The 15,847-nt window shown below is 67.5% G+C and carries 9 protein-coding genes; 6 read left to right on the top strand and 3 right to left on the bottom strand.

Features of this window, described 5'->3' with window-relative positions; all coding sequences use genetic code 11:
- Nucleotides 1–35 precede the first annotated feature (35 nt).
- Complete coding sequence (locus V7787_RS49190) at nt 36–803, bottom strand: tetratricopeptide repeat protein (protein WP_336094890.1); 768 nt, start codon at nt 801–803, stop codon at nt 36–38.
- A gap of 263 nt (nt 804–1,066) precedes the next feature.
- Between V7787_RS49190 and ppc the strand changes: the two genes are divergently transcribed.
- The 4 genes from ppc (at nt 1,067) to fghA (ending at nt 6,603) form a co-directional block, all read left to right on the top strand.
- The gene (gene ppc / locus V7787_RS49185; RefSeq protein ID WP_336094889.1) at nt 1,067–3,805 is read left to right on the top strand and encodes a phosphoenolpyruvate carboxylase; all 2,739 of its coding nucleotides are present in this window, start codon (nt 1,067–1,069) and stop codon (nt 3,803–3,805) included.
- Nucleotides 3,806–4,129: 324 nt separating this feature from the next.
- Nucleotides 4,130–4,405, top strand: a complete 276-nt coding sequence (gene frmR, locus V7787_RS49180) for a formaldehyde-responsive transcriptional repressor FrmR (protein ID WP_336094888.1) — start codon at nt 4,130–4,132, stop codon at nt 4,403–4,405.
- A 76-nt stretch (nt 4,406–4,481) separates the two neighbouring features.
- Nucleotides 4,482–5,603, top strand: coding sequence for an S-(hydroxymethyl)glutathione dehydrogenase/class III alcohol dehydrogenase (locus V7787_RS49175; protein WP_336094887.1), 1,122 nt, complete (start codon nt 4,482–4,484; stop codon nt 5,601–5,603).
- A 169-nt stretch (nt 5,604–5,772) separates the two neighbouring features.
- Nucleotides 5,773–6,603, top strand: a complete 831-nt coding sequence (gene fghA, locus V7787_RS49170) for an S-formylglutathione hydrolase (RefSeq protein ID WP_336094886.1) — start codon at nt 5,773–5,775, stop codon at nt 6,601–6,603.
- 178 nt (nt 6,604–6,781) lie between these two features.
- Here the strand turns inward: fghA and V7787_RS49165 are convergent, their stop codons facing one another.
- Both V7787_RS49165 and V7787_RS49160 read right to left on the bottom strand, forming a co-directional pair.
- Nucleotides 6,782–7,927 (bottom strand): efflux RND transporter periplasmic adaptor subunit, encoded by a 1,146-nt coding sequence (locus V7787_RS49165; RefSeq protein WP_336094885.1) that lies wholly within the window; start codon nt 7,925–7,927, stop codon nt 6,782–6,784.
- Nucleotides 7,924–11,139, bottom strand: a complete 3,216-nt coding sequence (locus V7787_RS49160) for an efflux RND transporter permease subunit (protein WP_336094884.1) — start codon at nt 11,137–11,139, stop codon at nt 7,924–7,926. The genes V7787_RS49165 and V7787_RS49160 overlap by 4 nt, the downstream gene beginning before the upstream one ends.
- 627 nt (nt 11,140–11,766) lie before the next feature.
- Here V7787_RS49160 and V7787_RS49155 point away from each other — a divergent pair.
- Both V7787_RS49155 and V7787_RS49150 read left to right on the top strand, forming a co-directional pair.
- On the top strand, nt 11,767–12,717 hold the full coding sequence (locus tag V7787_RS49155; RefSeq protein WP_336094883.1) for an AraC family transcriptional regulator: 951 nt from the start codon (nt 11,767–11,769) through the stop codon (nt 12,715–12,717).
- 398 nt (nt 12,718–13,115) lie between these two features.
- Nucleotides 13,116–15,566, top strand: a complete 2,451-nt coding sequence (locus tag V7787_RS49150; RefSeq protein ID WP_336094882.1) for a S8 family serine peptidase — start codon at nt 13,116–13,118, stop codon at nt 15,564–15,566.
- Nucleotides 15,567–15,847 lie beyond the last annotated feature (281 nt).

Here is a 15,847-nt window from a genome sequence, read left to right as displayed (position 1 = left end):
ACACGTGAACTACGCCGAACACGGCACCGCAGGCATCAAACCGCCTCAAGCCGCTTGCTCAATTCCTTGCTCAACTCCTTGAGCTTGTCCAAATCCGGCTTATGCAACTTGCGCGCATACGGCGGCAACCGCTTGGCCTTGGCCTGCGCCTGTTCGCACAACTCGCGCGCGCGATTGGACTCGCCCCAGCCGACCAGGCACTGCGCGTAATACGCATGCGCTTCGAATCCGCTGCTGTAGCCGATCAGCGTTTCGAACTCCTCCTTGGCCTTGGCCTGCTCGCCCTGCGCGGCGACCGCGCGGGCGTAAGTCAGATGGCCCTCGGGCGAACGGAAATCCGGGCGCTTGGCGATCAGTTCGTCGAGCTGCTGACGCGCCTGCGCCGGCTGGCCCGCTTCCAGCAAAGCGTGGGCCAGCTTGACCTGGATGTGCGGATCGTCGCGATGCACGCCGCTGAGCGCGGCGCGATAGATCGGCAGCGCATCGGTGGCGCGGCCGGCGCCGAGCAAGGCATCGGCCAGGCGCATGCGGTTGTCGGTGGTGGCCGAGGTGTCGTAGGCCTCCTGCGCCTCGCGCAGCTCGCGGCCCGGGTCCAGCATCCGCCGCACATTGCCGACCAGGGCGCGGCCGTGGCGGCTGTGGCGCTGCTCCGGCAGCCAGATCGCGAAGGCGTAAACCACGCTGCCCAGCAACGGAAACATGAAGAGAATCATCAGCCAGTAGCGATCCTGTCCACTGCGCACCGCATGCACGGCGAAGCACAGCGCGACCATCACATGCAGGCCCAAACCCAGATACGGCATGACGCGTTCCTTGCGAGATGGAGGGCGAAACGGGCGACAGTGTCGCGGTTTGAAGGTGCCCGCGCCAGGGGGGGGAGGGGAGGAGTGAGCGTAGAGGAGTGAGGAGTGAGTAAGAGCGAGAAGCCGGCTTTCGCTCACTCCTCACTTCTCTGCGCTCACTCCTCGCTCCCCCGCCCTCTGATTCGTTTCGAATGAAACAAAGTCTGCGCAAGCAACTTGCTGCAATGCACAAGCCACTGCGATAGCCTTGCTGGATGAACGTAATGAGCGATACCAGCGACGAACCCTTGCGCGCGGTCGACTTCGCGTCCACCGATGCCCTGCTGCGCGAGGACGTAAAAACCCTCGGCGCCCTGGTCGGGGAAATCCTCGCCGAGCAGCGCGGCGAAAGCTTTCTGGTCGAAGTCGAGCGCCTGCGCCGCGCGGCGATCCGCCGGCGCGAAGCGCAGGCGCCGATCGGCGCGCTGGCCGACGCCCTGGCCGACATCGATCTGGATCAGGCCAGCGATCTGGTCCGCGCCTTCGCCACCTATTTCCAGGCGGTCAATCTGGCCGAACGCGTGCACCGCATCCGCCGCCGCCGCGACTACGAACGCAGCGGCGCCGGCGCCCAACCCGGTGGCCTGCGCGACGCGCTCGGCGCGCTGGCGCGGCTGGGCGTGAGCGCGGAAGAAGTCGCCGCGTTGTTGCCGCGGCTGCGGATCGAGCCGGTGTTCACCGCGCATCCAACCGAAGCGGTGCGACGCGCGCTGTTGGAGAAAGAACGAACCATAGTCGGCTGTTTGGTCGCCGACATCGACCGCGCCCGCACCCCACCCGAACGCCGCGCCGACCGCGAACGCATCCGCCTGGCCCTGACCGCGAGCTGGCAAACCGCCGAAGCGCCCGCGGCCAAGCCCAGCGTCGCCGACGAATTCGAACACGTCGGTTTCTATCTGTCCGACGTGCTGTACCGGGTGCTGCCGGTCTACTACGAAATGTTCGAAGAAGCGCTGGGCGAAACCTACGGCAGCGCGCCCGCGCTGCCGGACGTGCTCGGTTTCGGCACCTGGGTCGGCGGCGACATGGACGGCAATCCCAACGTCGGCGCCGACACCATCGCCGCGACTTTGGCGGGGCAACGTGCGCTGGTGCTGGGCGCGTACCGGCGCGATCTGAACGCGCTGGCCGAACTGCTGAGCCAATCGGTCACCCGGGTGCGGGTGGACGACGCGGTGCTGGCGCGGGTCGAGGATTACCGCTATCAGCTGCCCAAGGCCGCCGCGCTGCTCAAGCCGCGCCACGCCGACATGCCGTACCGCAATCTGCTCAGCCTGATGGCGGCGCGCCTGCAGGCGACCACCGAGGAGAGCGTGCACGGCTACCCGGATGCGGCCGCGTTCCTGGCCGACATCGGCTTGATCGAACGCAGCCTGGCTGCGCATCAGGGCGCACACGCCGGTGGTTTCGCGGTGCGCCGTTTGCGTCGCCGCGCCGAGTGCTTCGGCTTCCATCTGGCCAGCCTGGACCTGCGCCAGGACTCGGGCACCCACGACGCCGCGCTGGCCGCGCTGCTGGACCTGCCCGAGTGGGAATCGATGGACGTGGCCGCGCGCGCCGCGCGTCTGCACAGCCTGCTCGACGGCGACGCGCCGCCCGCGCGCGCCGCCGCCGGCGCGGCGCAACCGACCCTGGACGTGTTCCGCGCGGTCGCGCGTCTGCGTCCGCGTTACGGCGAGCGCGCGTTCGGCCCGTACATCGTCAGCATGAGCCGCAGCGCCGCCGATGCCTTGGCGGTGCTGGCGCTGGCCAAGACCGCCGGCTGCGTCGAAAGCAGCGGCCGGGTGCCGCTGGATGTGGCGCCGCTGTTCGAAACCGTCGACGATCTCGACGCCGCCGCCGACACCTTGCGCGCGCTGTTCGCCGATCCGATGTACCGCTCGCACCTGCGCGCGCGCGGCGACCGCCAAGTGGTGATGCTGGGTTACTCCGACAGCGCCAAGGACGGCGGCATGGTCGCCTCGCGCTGGGCGCTGCAACAGACCCAGATCGCGCTGACCGCATTGGCCCACGACAGCGGCGTGCGGATCGCGTTCTTCCACGGCCGCGGCGGTTCGATCAGCCGCGGCGGCGGCAAGACCGAGCGCGCGGTGATCGCCGCGCCGCGCGGTTCTGTAGACGGCTATCTGCGTCTGACCGAACAAGGCGAAGTGATCCATCGCAAATACGGCATCCGCGCCTTGGCCCTGCGCAACCTGGAGCAGACCACCGGCGCGGTGTTGCGCGCGACCTTGCGCCCGCGTCCGCCGGAACCGCGCGAAGCCGGCTGGCGCCGCATCGCCGGCGAACTGGCCGCGTCCGCGCGCGCGCACTACCGCGCGCTGGTGCATGAGGATGCGGCGTTTCCGGCGTACTTCCGCGCGGCTACGCCGATCGATGTGATCGAACGGCTGCGCATCGGTTCGCGCCCGGCCAAGCGCGCCGGCGCCGGCGACATTTCGTCGTTGCGGGCGATTCCGTGGGTGTTTGCCTGGTCGCAGAACCGCGCCGGCTTGACGGCCTGGTATGGCGTCGGCACCGGTCTGGAGAAGGCGCTGCAACAACACGGGCGCGAGGCGTTGGCGGAGATGGCGCGCGACTGGCCGTTCTTCGGCACCTTGATCGACGATCTGGAGATGGTGCTGGCCAAGTCCGATCCGGCGATTTTCGAGCGCTACTCGATGCTCGCCGCCGATCTGCCCGAAGGCGATCTGCATGCGCGCTTCCATCCCGGCATCGCCGAGGAGTTCGAGCGCACGCGGCGCGCGGTGTTGAGCATCAAGGGCGGCGGCGAGTTGTTGGCCGGCGATCATCGGCTGCGGCAGTCGATCCGCCTGCGCAATCCTTATGTCGATCCGATCAGTCTGTTGCAGGTGGATCTGCTGGCGCGCTGGCGCGCGGCGGGGCGGCCGGACGATGCGTTGCAGCAGGCGTTGGTGGCTACGGTCAACGGGATTGCGGCTGGGGTGCAGAACACGGGGTGATCGGTTGTGTGGTTGCTTCGGGTTCGAACTGCGGCGCACTTCGGTGCGCCGTTTGTTTTTGCGGGGGAGCAAGAGCAAATCCCCCCTGGCCCCCCTTTTTCAAAGGGGGGAACGTTTGTCGGTCAAAGTTCGACCCGAAACGGTGTTCCGTCGGAGGCTGTTGCACGAAGCCCGACTCGAAACGGTGCCCCCTTTGAAAAAGGGGGCGGTGCCCCGGATTGCACGAAGCCCTTCGACACCACAGCACGGGGGATTTGCCCCAGACGCGAAGAACGCTCATATACTATCCCCCAGTATCTAGCGCCGCCCCCACCCGAGGCCGCCATGCCCCACTCCCCCGCCGAAAAAAAACGCGTCCTCACCCGCGTGCGCCGCATCAAGGGCCAAACCGAAGCCCTCGAACGGGCCCTGGAGCAAGGCAGCGAATGCGCCGCCGTGCTGCAGCAGATCGCAGCGATCCGCGGCGCCATCAACGGCCTGATGTCGGAAGTGCTGGAAAGCCATATCCGCGAAGAGCTCGGCCAAGCCGTGTCCTCGCACAAAACCCGCAACGCCAGCATCGACGAAGTCGCCGCGCTGGTGCGCTCGTACCTGAAATAACCCCGACCCGCCGCGCCCGCCGCGGTTCCGTATTCCTTCCCGCCACCCGGGACGCCACCCCAGGAGATTCACCGCCATGAGCCGCGTCATCAAAAGCCGCGCCGCCGTCGCCTTCGCCGCCGGACAGCCCTTGCAGATCGTCGAGATCGACGTCGAACCGCCGCGCGCGGGCGAGGTGCTGGTGCGCATCAGCGCCACCGGCGTCTGTCACACCGACGCGTTCACCCTCAGCGGCGACGATCCCGAAGGCCTGTTCCCGGCCGTGCTCGGTCACGAAGGCGGCGGCGTGGTGGTGGAAGTCGGCGAGGGCGTCACCAGCGTCAAGCCCGGCGATCACGTGATCCCGCTGTACACGGCCGAATGCCGCAAGTGCAAGTTCTGCCTGTCGGGCAAGACCAATCTTTGCCAGGCCGTGCGCGCCACCCAAGGCCGCGGGCTGATGCCCGACGGCAGTTCGCGTTTCAGCTACAACGGCCAGCCGATCCATCACTACATGGGCTGCAGCACCTTCAGCGAGTACACCGTGGTGGCCGAAGTGTCGCTGGCGGTGGTCAATCCGCAAGCGCCGCTGGAGAAGGTCTGCTTGCTCGGTTGCGGCGTCACCACCGGCATCGGCGCGGTGCACAACACCGCCAAGGTGCAGCCCGGCGATACCGTCGCGGTGTTCGGTCTGGGCGGCATCGGCCTGGCGGTGATCCAGGGCGCGGTGCAGGCCAAGGCCGGGCGGATCATCGGCGTGGACACCAATCCGGGCAAGTTCGAGCTGGCGAAAAACATGGGCGCGACCGACTGCGTCAATCCCAAGAATCACGACCGGCCGATCCAGGACGTGTTGGTCGAAATGACCGACGGCGGCGTGGATTTCAGCTTCGAATGCATCGGCAACGTCAACGTGATGCGCTCGGCTTTGGAGTGCTGCCACAAGGGTTGGGGCGAGTCGGTGATCATCGGCGTCGCCGGCGCGGGCCAGGAGATCAGCACGCGTCCGTTCCAGTTGGTGACCGGCCGGGTCTGGCGCGGTTCGGCGTTCGGCGGGGTCAAGGGCCGCACGCAGTTGCCGGGGATGGTCGAGCAGGCGATGAAGGGCGAGATCGATCTGGATCCGTTCATTACCCATACGCTGCCGTTGGAGCGGATCAACGAGGCCTTCGATTTGATGCATGAGGGCAAGTCGATTCGTACGGTCATTCACTACTGAGCCGATTGCCGCGCCCTCACCCCAACCCCTCTCAGCTCTGCACACCCTTCGGGCGCCGCAAAGCGGGAGAGGGGCTCAAAACAGCGACGTTGTTCGCTGTTCCTTCTCCCGCTCGCGAGAGAAGGTGCCCGCGGGGCGGATGGGGGCCGATGCCGATGAAGAGACGCTAATGCAAAAAATCGAATCCCACGCCTGCTTCGGCGGCCGCCAACAAGTGTGGAGCCACAACGCGACCACGCTCGGCTGCGCGATGCGTTTCGGCGTGTACCTGCCGCCGCAGGCCGAAAGCGGCGACTGTCCGGTGCTGTACTGGCTCTCGGGCCTGACCTGCACCGAACAGAACTTCATCACCAAGGCCGGCGCGCAGCAGTTCGCGGCCGAGCACGGGGTGATCCTGATCGCGCCCGACACCAGCCCGCGCGGCGAAGGCGTGCCCGATGCCGAGGGCTACGATCTAGGCCAGGGCGCAGGCTTTTACCTCAACGCGACGCGGCCGAAATGGGCGGCGAACTTCCGCATGTACGACTACGTGGTCGATGAGCTGCCGGCCCTGGTCGACGCGCATTTTCCGACCACCAGCGCGCGCGCGATCAGCGGCCATTCGATGGGCGGGCACGGCGCGTTGATGATCGCGTTGAAGAATCCGGGGCGTTATCGCAGCGTTTCGGCGTTTTCGCCGATCGCCGCGCCTTCGCATTCGCCGTGGGGCGAGAAGGCGTTCGGCGCGTATCTGGGCGAGGATCGCGAGCTGTGGAAGCAGTGGGACGCGACGGCGTTGGTGGCGGGCGCGCGCGAGAAGCTGCCGTTGCTGATCGATCAGGGCGGCGAGGATGAGTTCCTGGTGCCGCAGCTGAAGCCGGAGTTGTTGCGGGTGGCGTGCGAGGTGGCGGGGCATCCGCTGGATCTGCGGATTCGTCCGGGGTACGACCACAGCTATTACTTCATCTCGAGCTTCATCGGCGAGCACATTGCGCATCACGCCAAGGCGCTGCACGGGTAGAAGCAAACGGGAGGGCGACAATGCTGCCCTTCTCCCGCTTGCGGCGCCCGAAGGGTGTGCAAAGCTGAGAAGGTGGTCCGAAGGACCGGATGAGGGCGCGCGAGATTAAAGTGGCGGCGCGAATTGCAGATTCGCGTGCCCTCACCCCAGCCCTCTCCCGCAAGCGGGAGAGGGGGCGTTAGGACTTCTTCGCCGGCGGCATCGCCTTAGCATTGACCTTATTGCCATCAGCCAACAACGCATTAGGCGCGACCACCACCGTATCGCCCGGATTGATCCCGGTCAGCACTTCCACCTCATTGCCCAGATTGCGGCCGAGGGTCACATCGCGATAAGCCAAGGTCGAATCGGCCTTGAGCGTCGCCACCTGCGTGCCCGCGGCGCGCTGGATCACCGTCGACACCGGCAGCACCACCGCCGGCGCCGCGCGCGGCAAGTGCAGGCGCGCGCTGCCGACCATGCCGGCGGGAATGCGGCTGTCGGGATTGGGCAGGCGCAGTTCGGTGCGCATCACCCCGGCGTCGCGCGAGAGCGCACGCGCGCTGCGCACGACTTCGGCCTTGAACACTTGACCCGGCAGCTCAGGGAAACTCACTTCGGCCTGCACGCCGTTCTCGATCTGCAGCGACACGTTCTGCGGCACGTCGACCACCACCCGCAACGGATCGAGCACCGCCACTTCGAACATCGGCGTGGTCACCGACGCCGAATCGCCGACGACGCGATCGCCGCGCTCGACATTGCGCGCCACCACCACGCCGGCGAACGGCGCGCGCACCGATTGGAACGACTGCCGTTCCAGCGCCGAGGTCAGCCGCGCCTGGGCGGCGTTGCGCGCGGCCACGGCGACGTCGAAGTTGCCCTTGCGGTCGCTGAAATATTCCTTCGACACCGCGCCCGAACCGATCAGCTGCTGCGCGCGCTGATAATTGACCTTGGCCAGTTCTTCGTCGGCGCTGGTCTGCGCCACCACCGCGCGCGCTTCGCGCACGGCCTGGTCGATTTCCGGCGCGGAGATCGTCGCCAGCACCTGGCCGGCGCCGACCTTATCGCCGAGTTCGACCTTGCGCTCGCTGACGAAACCGGTGGCGCGCGCGTACAACGCGGCGGATTCGCCGGCTAGCGCGCGCGCCGGCAAGCTCAAGTCGTAGGCCGCGTCGGCGGGCTTGGCCTGCACCGTCAGCACCTCGGGCGTGGCCGGGGCTTGCGCGGTTTCGGCTTCGCTGCGGCCGCAGCCGGCCAAGGCGGCCAGAACGAGGCCGGCGACCGCGGCGCTCAGCGCGGTGCGCGCCAGTCCAGCGCGGGTGGGGATCGTGCGGTTCATGCGTTGGCTCCAGCGGGGGCGCCGTTGCCCGAGGCGTCGGCGGAGGTGTTGGCGAGGTCGTCGTCGGTGCTTGCGGGTTTGCGCCGGCGGCCGACCACCGCCAGGATCGAGGGCACCAGGATCAGCGTGGCCGGCGTGCCGAACAACAAGCCGCCGATCACCGCGCGGCCCAGCGGCGCGTTCTGTTCGCCGCCGTCGCCCAGGCCGATGGCCATCGGCACGATGCCGAGGATCATCGCGCTGGCGGTCATCAGCACCGGGCGCAACCGCACCGCCGCGGATTCGTACGCGGCCAGTTCCGGGTCGTGGCCGTCGGCGATCAGGCCGCGGGCGAAGCTGGTGACCAACACGCTGTTGGCGGTGGACACGCCGATCACCATCATCACGCCCATCAGCGCCGGCACGCTCAGCGGCGTGCCGGTGACGAACAGGCCGACGGCGGCGCCGGCGATCGCGATCGGCAGGCCCGACATCGCCACCGCCGGCTGGATCCACGACTGGAAGTTCACCACCAGCACCAGGAACACCAGGATCGCCGACATCACCAGACCCGCGGCGAGTTCGCCGTAAGCGTTCTGCATCTCGCCGGCCTGGCCGACGATTTCGATGCGGTTGCCGGGCTTGAGCTTGGGGTTGAGCTCGGCGGTGATCTTGGAGAGTTTGTCGTAGACCGAACCCAGGTCGGTGCCTTCGACGTTGGCGATCACGCTGATGGTCGGCGCCAGGGTGGTGCGGGCGATGCTGGCCGGCACCTTGCGCGGGGTGATGCTGGCGATATTGCGCAGCAGCACCGCCTCGCCGTTGGCGCCGATGCGCAGCGGCGAGTTCATCAGCTGGTCGATGTTCTGCATCTGGTTGAGCGGCGCCTGCACCTGCACGGTGTAGGCGATGGCGTTGACGGTGTCGGTCCAGTACACCGGCGAGACCGTACCGGCCGAACCGAGCACCGCCAGCACCGCGCGCGCGGCCTGTTGCGCGTCCAGGCCCAGTTGCGCGGCGCGGGTGCGGTCGATCTTGACCTGATACTCGGGCAGGTCCAGCACCTGCCGCAGCGAGATGTCGACCGCGCCGGGCACTTGCCGCAGCCGGTTTTCGATATCGCGCGCCAGGGCCATGTTGCCGGGCACGTCGCGGCCGATCAGGCGCACTTCGAACGCCGCCGCGGCCGAGCCGGCCAGGGTGCGGCTGGTCGCGTCCGGCGGACGCTCGAACAGCTTGACCTCGGGGAAACGCTCGGCGATGCGCTTGCGGATCTTGACCAGGTAATCGTGGCTGTTGGCGTGCGGCGAGCGCAGCTGCAGCATGATCTCGGCTTCGAAGGAACCGACCACGGTGCTGTCGACCAGCGACAGGTTGATCGCGTCGGGCACGCCGATCTGCTCGTACACGGTCTGCAATTCTTGCGGCGGGATGATCGCGCGGATTTCGCGCTGGATCTCGCTGAGCTTGGCCGCGGTTTCTTCCAGCCGGGTGCCGGTGGGCAGGCGCACCTGCAGGCGCAGCTGGCCGGCGTCGACCTGCGGGAAGTACTCGCGCCCCAGCGACACCGCCGAGGCCGCGCCCAGGCCGAACACCAGCAGCGCCACGATCGCCAGCACGCCGCCGTGGTGGCCCAGCTTGACCAGCAGCGCGTGGTGCTTGTCGCGCAGCGAGTCCAGCGCGTGCTCGACCTTGTGGTTGATCTTCAGCAGCAGCTTCTCCGGCGCCCAGCGCGGATTGGCGCGGCTGCGGATGTCGGCCGGCAGCAGCAGATAGCACAGCACCGGAATCAGCGTGCGCGAGAGCAGGAACGAGGCGAGCATGGCGAAGATCACCGCCAGCGCCAGCGGGGTGAACACCCACGCCGACAGGCCGGTCATCAACAGGATCGGGGTGAGCACGATGCAGATCGAAATGGTCGAGACCATTTCCGGAAACACCACTTCCTTGGCGCTGTCCAGGATCGCGGTGCGCACGTCCTTGCCGAGCGCGATGTTGCGGTTGGTGTTTTCCACGTCGACCACCGCGTTGTCGACCAGGATGCCGATCGCCAGCGCCAACCCGCCCAGGGTCATCACGTTGAAGGTGTAGCCGAGCAGATGCAGCATCGCGATCGAGCTGAGCAGGGCCAGCGGAATCGCCGACAGCACGATCATGCTCGAACGCCACGAGCCGATGAAGATCAGCACCACCAGCGCCACCAGCAGGCCGACCAGGATCGCTTCGTGCTCGATCGAGCCGATCGCGTTGTCGACGAAGACCGACTGGTCGAAGATCGCGTGGATGCGCGTGCCCGGAGGCGCGGAGGCTTCGATCTCGGGCAGGCGCTCGCGCACCGCGCGCACGATCTCGACCGCGGACGCGCCGCCGAGCTTGATCAGCGCCACCGACACCGCGCTGGAACCGTCCATGCGCGCCACATTGGTCTGCAACGCGCCGCCGTCGCGGACCGAGGCGATGTCGCGCACGTACAGCACCGTGCCGCCGCGCTGGGCGACCGGGATGTCGAGGAATTCGGTCGCGGTCGCCGGGCTGGTGTCGATCGAGATCTGCATCTCGCGCCCGCCTTCGCGGATCGAACCCGACGGCAAGGTCGGGCTGCCGCGTTCCAGCGCGCCGGTGACGTCGGCCGGGGTCAGGCCGTAGGTCTGCAGCTTGGCCGGGTCCAGGTCGACCATGATCTGCCGCGGCGCGCCGCCGTAAGGCAGGGTCATGCGGATGCCGGGAATGGTCTGGATTTGCGAGCGCAGTTGCAGGCGCGCGTAGTCGTAGAGCTGCGCTTCGGTCAACGAGTCGGAGGACAGCACCAGTTGCAGCACCGGCGTGGACGACACGTTGTTGCGCACCACCAGCGGCGGCGAGGTGCCCGGCGGCATGCGCCGCAGAATCGTCTGCGACACCGCGGTGATCTGCACCAGCGCGCGGTCCAGGCTGACGGTGGGCTGGAAATCGATGCGCACGATGCTGGCGCCGTTGATGGTTTCCGAACGGACTTCCTTCAGATCGTCGACGGTGTTGAGGATCGCCGCCTCGGAGAACGAGGTCATCTTGGCCGCGACGTCGGCCGCCGGCAGGCCGCTGTAGGTCCACACCAGGTTGACCGAGGGGATGCCGACTTCCGGCAGGATGTCGGTGGGCATCTTGCGCGCCGACAGCACGCCGAACAGCAGGATCAGGATCGCCATGACGCCGATCGTGTAACGGCGGCTCAGGGCGTATTGGACAATCCACATCGTGAGGGGCTTCCGACGGCTGGATGGAATGGTGCGAAGTGTCCGCGCGTCGCGGCCGCAGCGCAGCCGGAGCGCGTGGAAAGGATCGTGTGCGTGCCGCAACGCTGCCTGGAGCGGGTCGCGCGGCGTGGAGCATGGCTGGCGCATCCGGGCGCGGCCTGGCGACAGCGACGCTGCGGGTTTGCGCGCACTGACTGGCGAACTCTAGGCGCCGCTGGCGGACGCGGCGCTGTCGCTTGGCTGACAAAACCGTCAGTTGCGCGCGAAGTTCGCCTGCATGGGCCTGGGGAGGGCGGAGATCCCCGGTGACGGGCCTGGCTGAGTGACAGGGCGTGCGGCGCTCGCTGCGCCTGCCCGGCGGCCGTTCCACGGCCGGCGCGGCGAACCCGGCCGCCGCCGCTCCGCGCGCGGAGCATCGCTGGCCGGTTCGCCGCCCATCGGCCCGGCCCGCGTTCGAACGCAGTGAAGGGCCGTTGGGGGAGTGCGATTAAAGTAGTCCCTGGGCCGCCGCTGCGTTAGTACATTACTGCCGCATCATTGCCCGATCCTGCAATTCGGCCGAAAAGGCACAGTCTCAGGACAGATTCGTACCGATAATCGGAGCAACCCGACTCCCCCCGGGAAGCCATGAACGCCAGTACTTCCGCCGAATCCATCGCGCAGCGAGGCAGTTGCGCCGCTCAGGCCGAGTTGGTCGACCGGATTGCCCGATTGACCGACGGCGACGGCGTCCACCCCACCGAGGTGCGCCCGCTGCATCTGATCCGGATGAGCGGGCCGACCGAGTGCTCGCCCTCGGTGTACGAGCCGCGGCTGTGCGTGGTCGCGCAGGGCCGCAAGGTGGTGACCTTGTCCGATCGCACCTATCACTACGATCCGCTCAACTATCTGGTGGTGTCGGTGACCTTGCCGATGATCGGCCAGATCGTCGAAGCCACGCCGGACAAGCCGTATCTGTGTTTGCGCATCGACATCGATCCGCAGGAGATCGCGCGCTTGATCGTCGATGCGGGGCCGTCGCCGGCGAACGAGTTCGCGCGCGACAGCGGCGGCGTCGACCTGGGCCTGTACGCGGCCAAGGTCAACAAGACGCTGATGGACGCGGTGCTGCGGCTGATGCGCTTGCTCGACACGCCGCAGGATCTGCCGGTGCTGGCGCCGATGGCCTTGCGCGAAATCTTCTATCGCGTGCTGATGGGCGACCTGGGCCATCGTCTGCGCGCGCTGGCGGTCAACGACGGCCGCTCCAGCCGCGTCGCCAAGGCGGTGGCGGTGTTGCGTCAGCGCTATCTGCAGCCGCTGTGCATCGAGGACCTGGCCGATGAGGTGCACATGAGCACCTCGTCGCTGCATCACCAGTTCAAGGCGGTGACCACGATGTCGCCGTTGCAGTTCCAGAAGCATCTGCGTTTGCACGAAGCGCGCCGGTTGATGATGGTCAACGGGATCGAGGCGGTGGCCGCCGCGCACCGGGTCGGCTACGAGAGCCCCTCGCAGTTCTCGCGCGAGTACAAGCGCTTGTTCGGCGCGCCGCCGCGCGCGGAAGTGGTGCAGGCGCGCAGCGCGCCGCAAGCCTGAACGCAGCGGCCGCGACGGCCGCCTGAGATCCGATGATTCCCGCACGGCCGCGTCAACGACGCGGTCGCGGCCGGCCGCGGAAGTTTCTTCGGTAACGAAATCGATCGCCTGCGTTCGTGCCTGAACGCGAATGTGATTAACGCAGTCGCGGCGGATCACCCCCTGCGAATCGTTATTGCGATTTGTTCTTTGCAAGTGCGCCCGTGCTGATAGGGGGACAACGCATCGGATGCGTTTGACTTGAAGAGTGCGCACGAAAGCCACGCGATTTCGGCCACTCCCACTGAGGTTCCCATTCGTGCGGAACAAGGCGCCCCCGCCTTGATCCCGTCGTAGGCTTGCGCCCGGAGGCGACGGAAATCCGCATCTGCAGTCATCCGCATCAGGAAAGACAAAGAATGAAAAAGATTTCCAATAGAGCATTCGCCGTACTGGGTTTGACCGCGGCCTGCGCCTCGGTGCTGCTGTGGTCGAAGCAGGACGCTTCCACCACCGCGCAGCCTGGCCAGGGATCGGCGAGTGGCGCGCTCAGTGCCGCATCCAACGCTTCGCCGCACCGCGCCGGTTCGCTGCCGCCGGCTAGCTTGCGCGCGGTTGCCTATGTCGCGCCGACCCCGCGCAACGCCGCCCAGGCCAAGCTTGGCGGCGGACAATTGCTGGAGGCGGTGCAAAGCTTCGCTCAGAGTCAGGCCGCGCAGAACACCGCGGGCGCCGCGCAACCCGGCAGCGCGGCGTACAGCGCCGCGACCGCGGCGGCGCAGATCGCCGCGCTGGATCGCGCCGGCGTGCCGATGCGCTGGCGCGACGGCGGCAAGGTCAAGGTCAATGTCGACCTGGCTCTGAGCGATCGGGAAATCCAGAATCCGGACCTGTTGCAGCGCGCGACTTCGCAACTGCGCGACACCTTGTTGACCGCCGGCTTGGAAGCGCAGCAGATCGGCGGCTCGCCGAGCATCGAAGCCTCGATTCCGCTGGACCGCCTGGAGTGGGTCGCGGGCTTGAAGCCGGTGGCGCGGGTCGGGCTGATGGCCATGGCCGAAACGGTCGCCTACACCGACGGCGCCGACGCCAGCAATATCGATCAGCTGCGTTCGCTCGGAAATTACCCGCAACTGCCGGCGGCGCTGCGCAAGGATCTCAAGGGCGAAGGGCTGACCATCGCGGTCATGGATCAGTTCAACGACAAGAACGGCGAGATCAAAACGCTCAAGGACGCCAACGAGTGGCCGAAGGAAAGCGTGGAAACGCCGGATAAGGTCACCTTGGTGGGCCCGGCCGGCAAGGCGTTCGGTTCCGGCGGAGTCAAGCACGGCAACGCGGTGGTCGAGATCATTTACGACCTGGCGCCGGCGGCGAAGTACCGGATCTACGATGCCGGCGCCACCGCCGACTGGGTGAGCGGGATTCAGGACGCGGCCAATCTGGATGCGCAGAATCGCCCCTTGGGCGAGCCGCGCGCGCAGATCATCACCGCCTCGCAGGGGCAGTTCCTGTCCGCGCCGGGCGACGGCAGCGCCGGCAACGGCATCGGCAAGGGCCTGTACGAAGCGATCGCGGCGGCCAAGCTCAATGGCGTGCTGGTGGTCAACGCCGCCGGCAACCACGCCCAGCGGCATTGGGATGGACAGAGCACGGCCGGCGCGGTCGCCAACACCTTGCAGGACTTCGTCGTCGGCAACGTCGACGCCAACGGGGCGGCGGTTGCCGACAACGTCAACGTCATCAATATCAACCTGGGCTTGCCGGCGCAATTCAGTCAGTGCACGCCGGTGGGCGTGTACGACGCGGCGTTGGCCAACGAACTGGCGATCAACGTGTTGTTGGGTTGGAACGATTGGTCGTCCGCCAACAATCTGACCGATGCGGACTATCGATTGGAGTTGGTGCGCTGGGCCGATGCGGTCACTCGGCGCGAAGGCAATTGGTGGACGGGTTACCGCGACGTGGTGGTGACGCCCGCGCAATGGGTCGAAGCCAGCCGCTCGGACAATGCCCAGAACGGCGGCGCAGGTCAGCTGCCGGTGGAGCAGGTCGCGATCGTGCCTGCGGCGAATACCGCGACCACGCGTTGCGCCGGAGCGTTCAACGCCGCCAAAGTCGCCGGCGGCGGCATCTTCGGCATCCGCATCGTCCGCAAGACCGCCAACGCCTCCAACTTCCTGCGTCTGATCAGCTCGCAGTACAGCTTCCAGTACGGAGAGCTGGAGCGCTCGCTGCTGCATCCGGCCGATTCGGCCAGTGTGGTGACGGTGGCGGCCTTGGATGCGGCGACGTCCAACCTGGAGTCCTATAGCTCGCGCGGCCCGGTGCTCGCGGCCGGCGGCGCGCGTCCCAACGGTCAGGATGCGGCCAATCAGAAGCCGGATATGGGCAGCTTCGCCAATGTGGACACGGTGTCCTACGGCAACGTGGCCGGTTCGAAGTTCAACGGCACCTCGTCCGCGGCGCCGCACGTGGCGGCGCTGGCGTTGCTGGGCTTGCAGCATCAGCGCCAACTGACCAACGCCACCGTTCCGGCGGCGTTGCCGGCCAATGCGACGGCGCAGCAGAAGGCCGACCGCGTTACGCAACTGCGTGCGCGCAACGTCGGCTTGGCCGATGCGACTTACGACGCGCTGGTCTACGTCTCGGGCACTGGCGGCAACGATCTGGGCGCCGCGGGCTTCGACAGCAGCTTCGGCAATGGCCGGTTGAAGTTCCACGCCAACTCCGAATCGTGCTTCCTGGCGGCCGCCTACGATCCGCAATACCGCTCGCTGTTGCCCGCGCAGGCCAGCCCGCTGCCGGCCGGGCAGAAGAGCTACGACCAGTTGCGCACCGACAACAGCGCGACCTGCTCGAAGCAGTAACGCCGCGCTGGTCGAGGTTCGGCCCGGCCGTGCGCATGCGGCCCGGGCCTTGCAGGGCACCGGACTTCGGTCCGGTGCCCTTTCCCCAGCGGAGCCGCGCCGCGTTGTTGCTTCCTGGCTCACCGCGGCCTCGGCCTTACTGCCTTTTTTCAACGACGCTCCCGCCATAGCGGGTCGGCGATCGCGACCTTCGTTCGACGAACCAGGACATCGGAAATGAAAAAAATCTCCAAGACGCATCTGGCAGTACTCGGTTTGGCCGGCGCCTGCGCCACCGCGGT

It is taken from the genome of Pseudomonas sp. CGJS7 (assembly GCF_036961695.1).
Note: the sequence above shows the minus strand (reverse complement) of the source record. Positions and strands in the feature narration are given on the sequence as shown.

What these genes read in the sequence shown, in the direction of transcription:
- V7787_RS49190 (WP_336094890.1), bottom strand. Translation starts at nt 803, where the DNA reads ATGCCGTATCTGGGTTTGGGCCTGCATGTGATGGTCGCGCTGTGCTTC.
- ppc (WP_336094889.1), top strand. Translation starts at nt 1,067, where the DNA reads ATGAGCGATACCAGCGACGAACCCTTGCGCGCGGTCGACTTCGCGTCC.
- frmR (WP_336094888.1), top strand. Translation starts at nt 4,130, where the DNA reads ATGCCCCACTCCCCCGCCGAAAAAAAACGCGTCCTCACCCGCGTGCGC.
- V7787_RS49175 (WP_336094887.1), top strand. Translation starts at nt 4,482, where the DNA reads ATGAGCCGCGTCATCAAAAGCCGCGCCGCCGTCGCCTTCGCCGCCGGA.
- fghA (WP_336094886.1), top strand. Translation starts at nt 5,773, where the DNA reads ATGCAAAAAATCGAATCCCACGCCTGCTTCGGCGGCCGCCAACAAGTG.
- V7787_RS49165 (WP_336094885.1), bottom strand. Translation starts at nt 7,927, where the DNA reads ATGAACCGCACGATCCCCACCCGCGCTGGACTGGCGCGCACCGCGCTG.
- V7787_RS49160 (WP_336094884.1), bottom strand. Translation starts at nt 11,139, where the DNA reads ATGTGGATTGTCCAATACGCCCTGAGCCGCCGTTACACGATCGGCGTC.
- V7787_RS49155 (WP_336094883.1), top strand. Translation starts at nt 11,767, where the DNA reads ATGAACGCCAGTACTTCCGCCGAATCCATCGCGCAGCGAGGCAGTTGC.
- V7787_RS49150 (WP_336094882.1), top strand. Translation starts at nt 13,116, where the DNA reads ATGAAAAAGATTTCCAATAGAGCATTCGCCGTACTGGGTTTGACCGCG.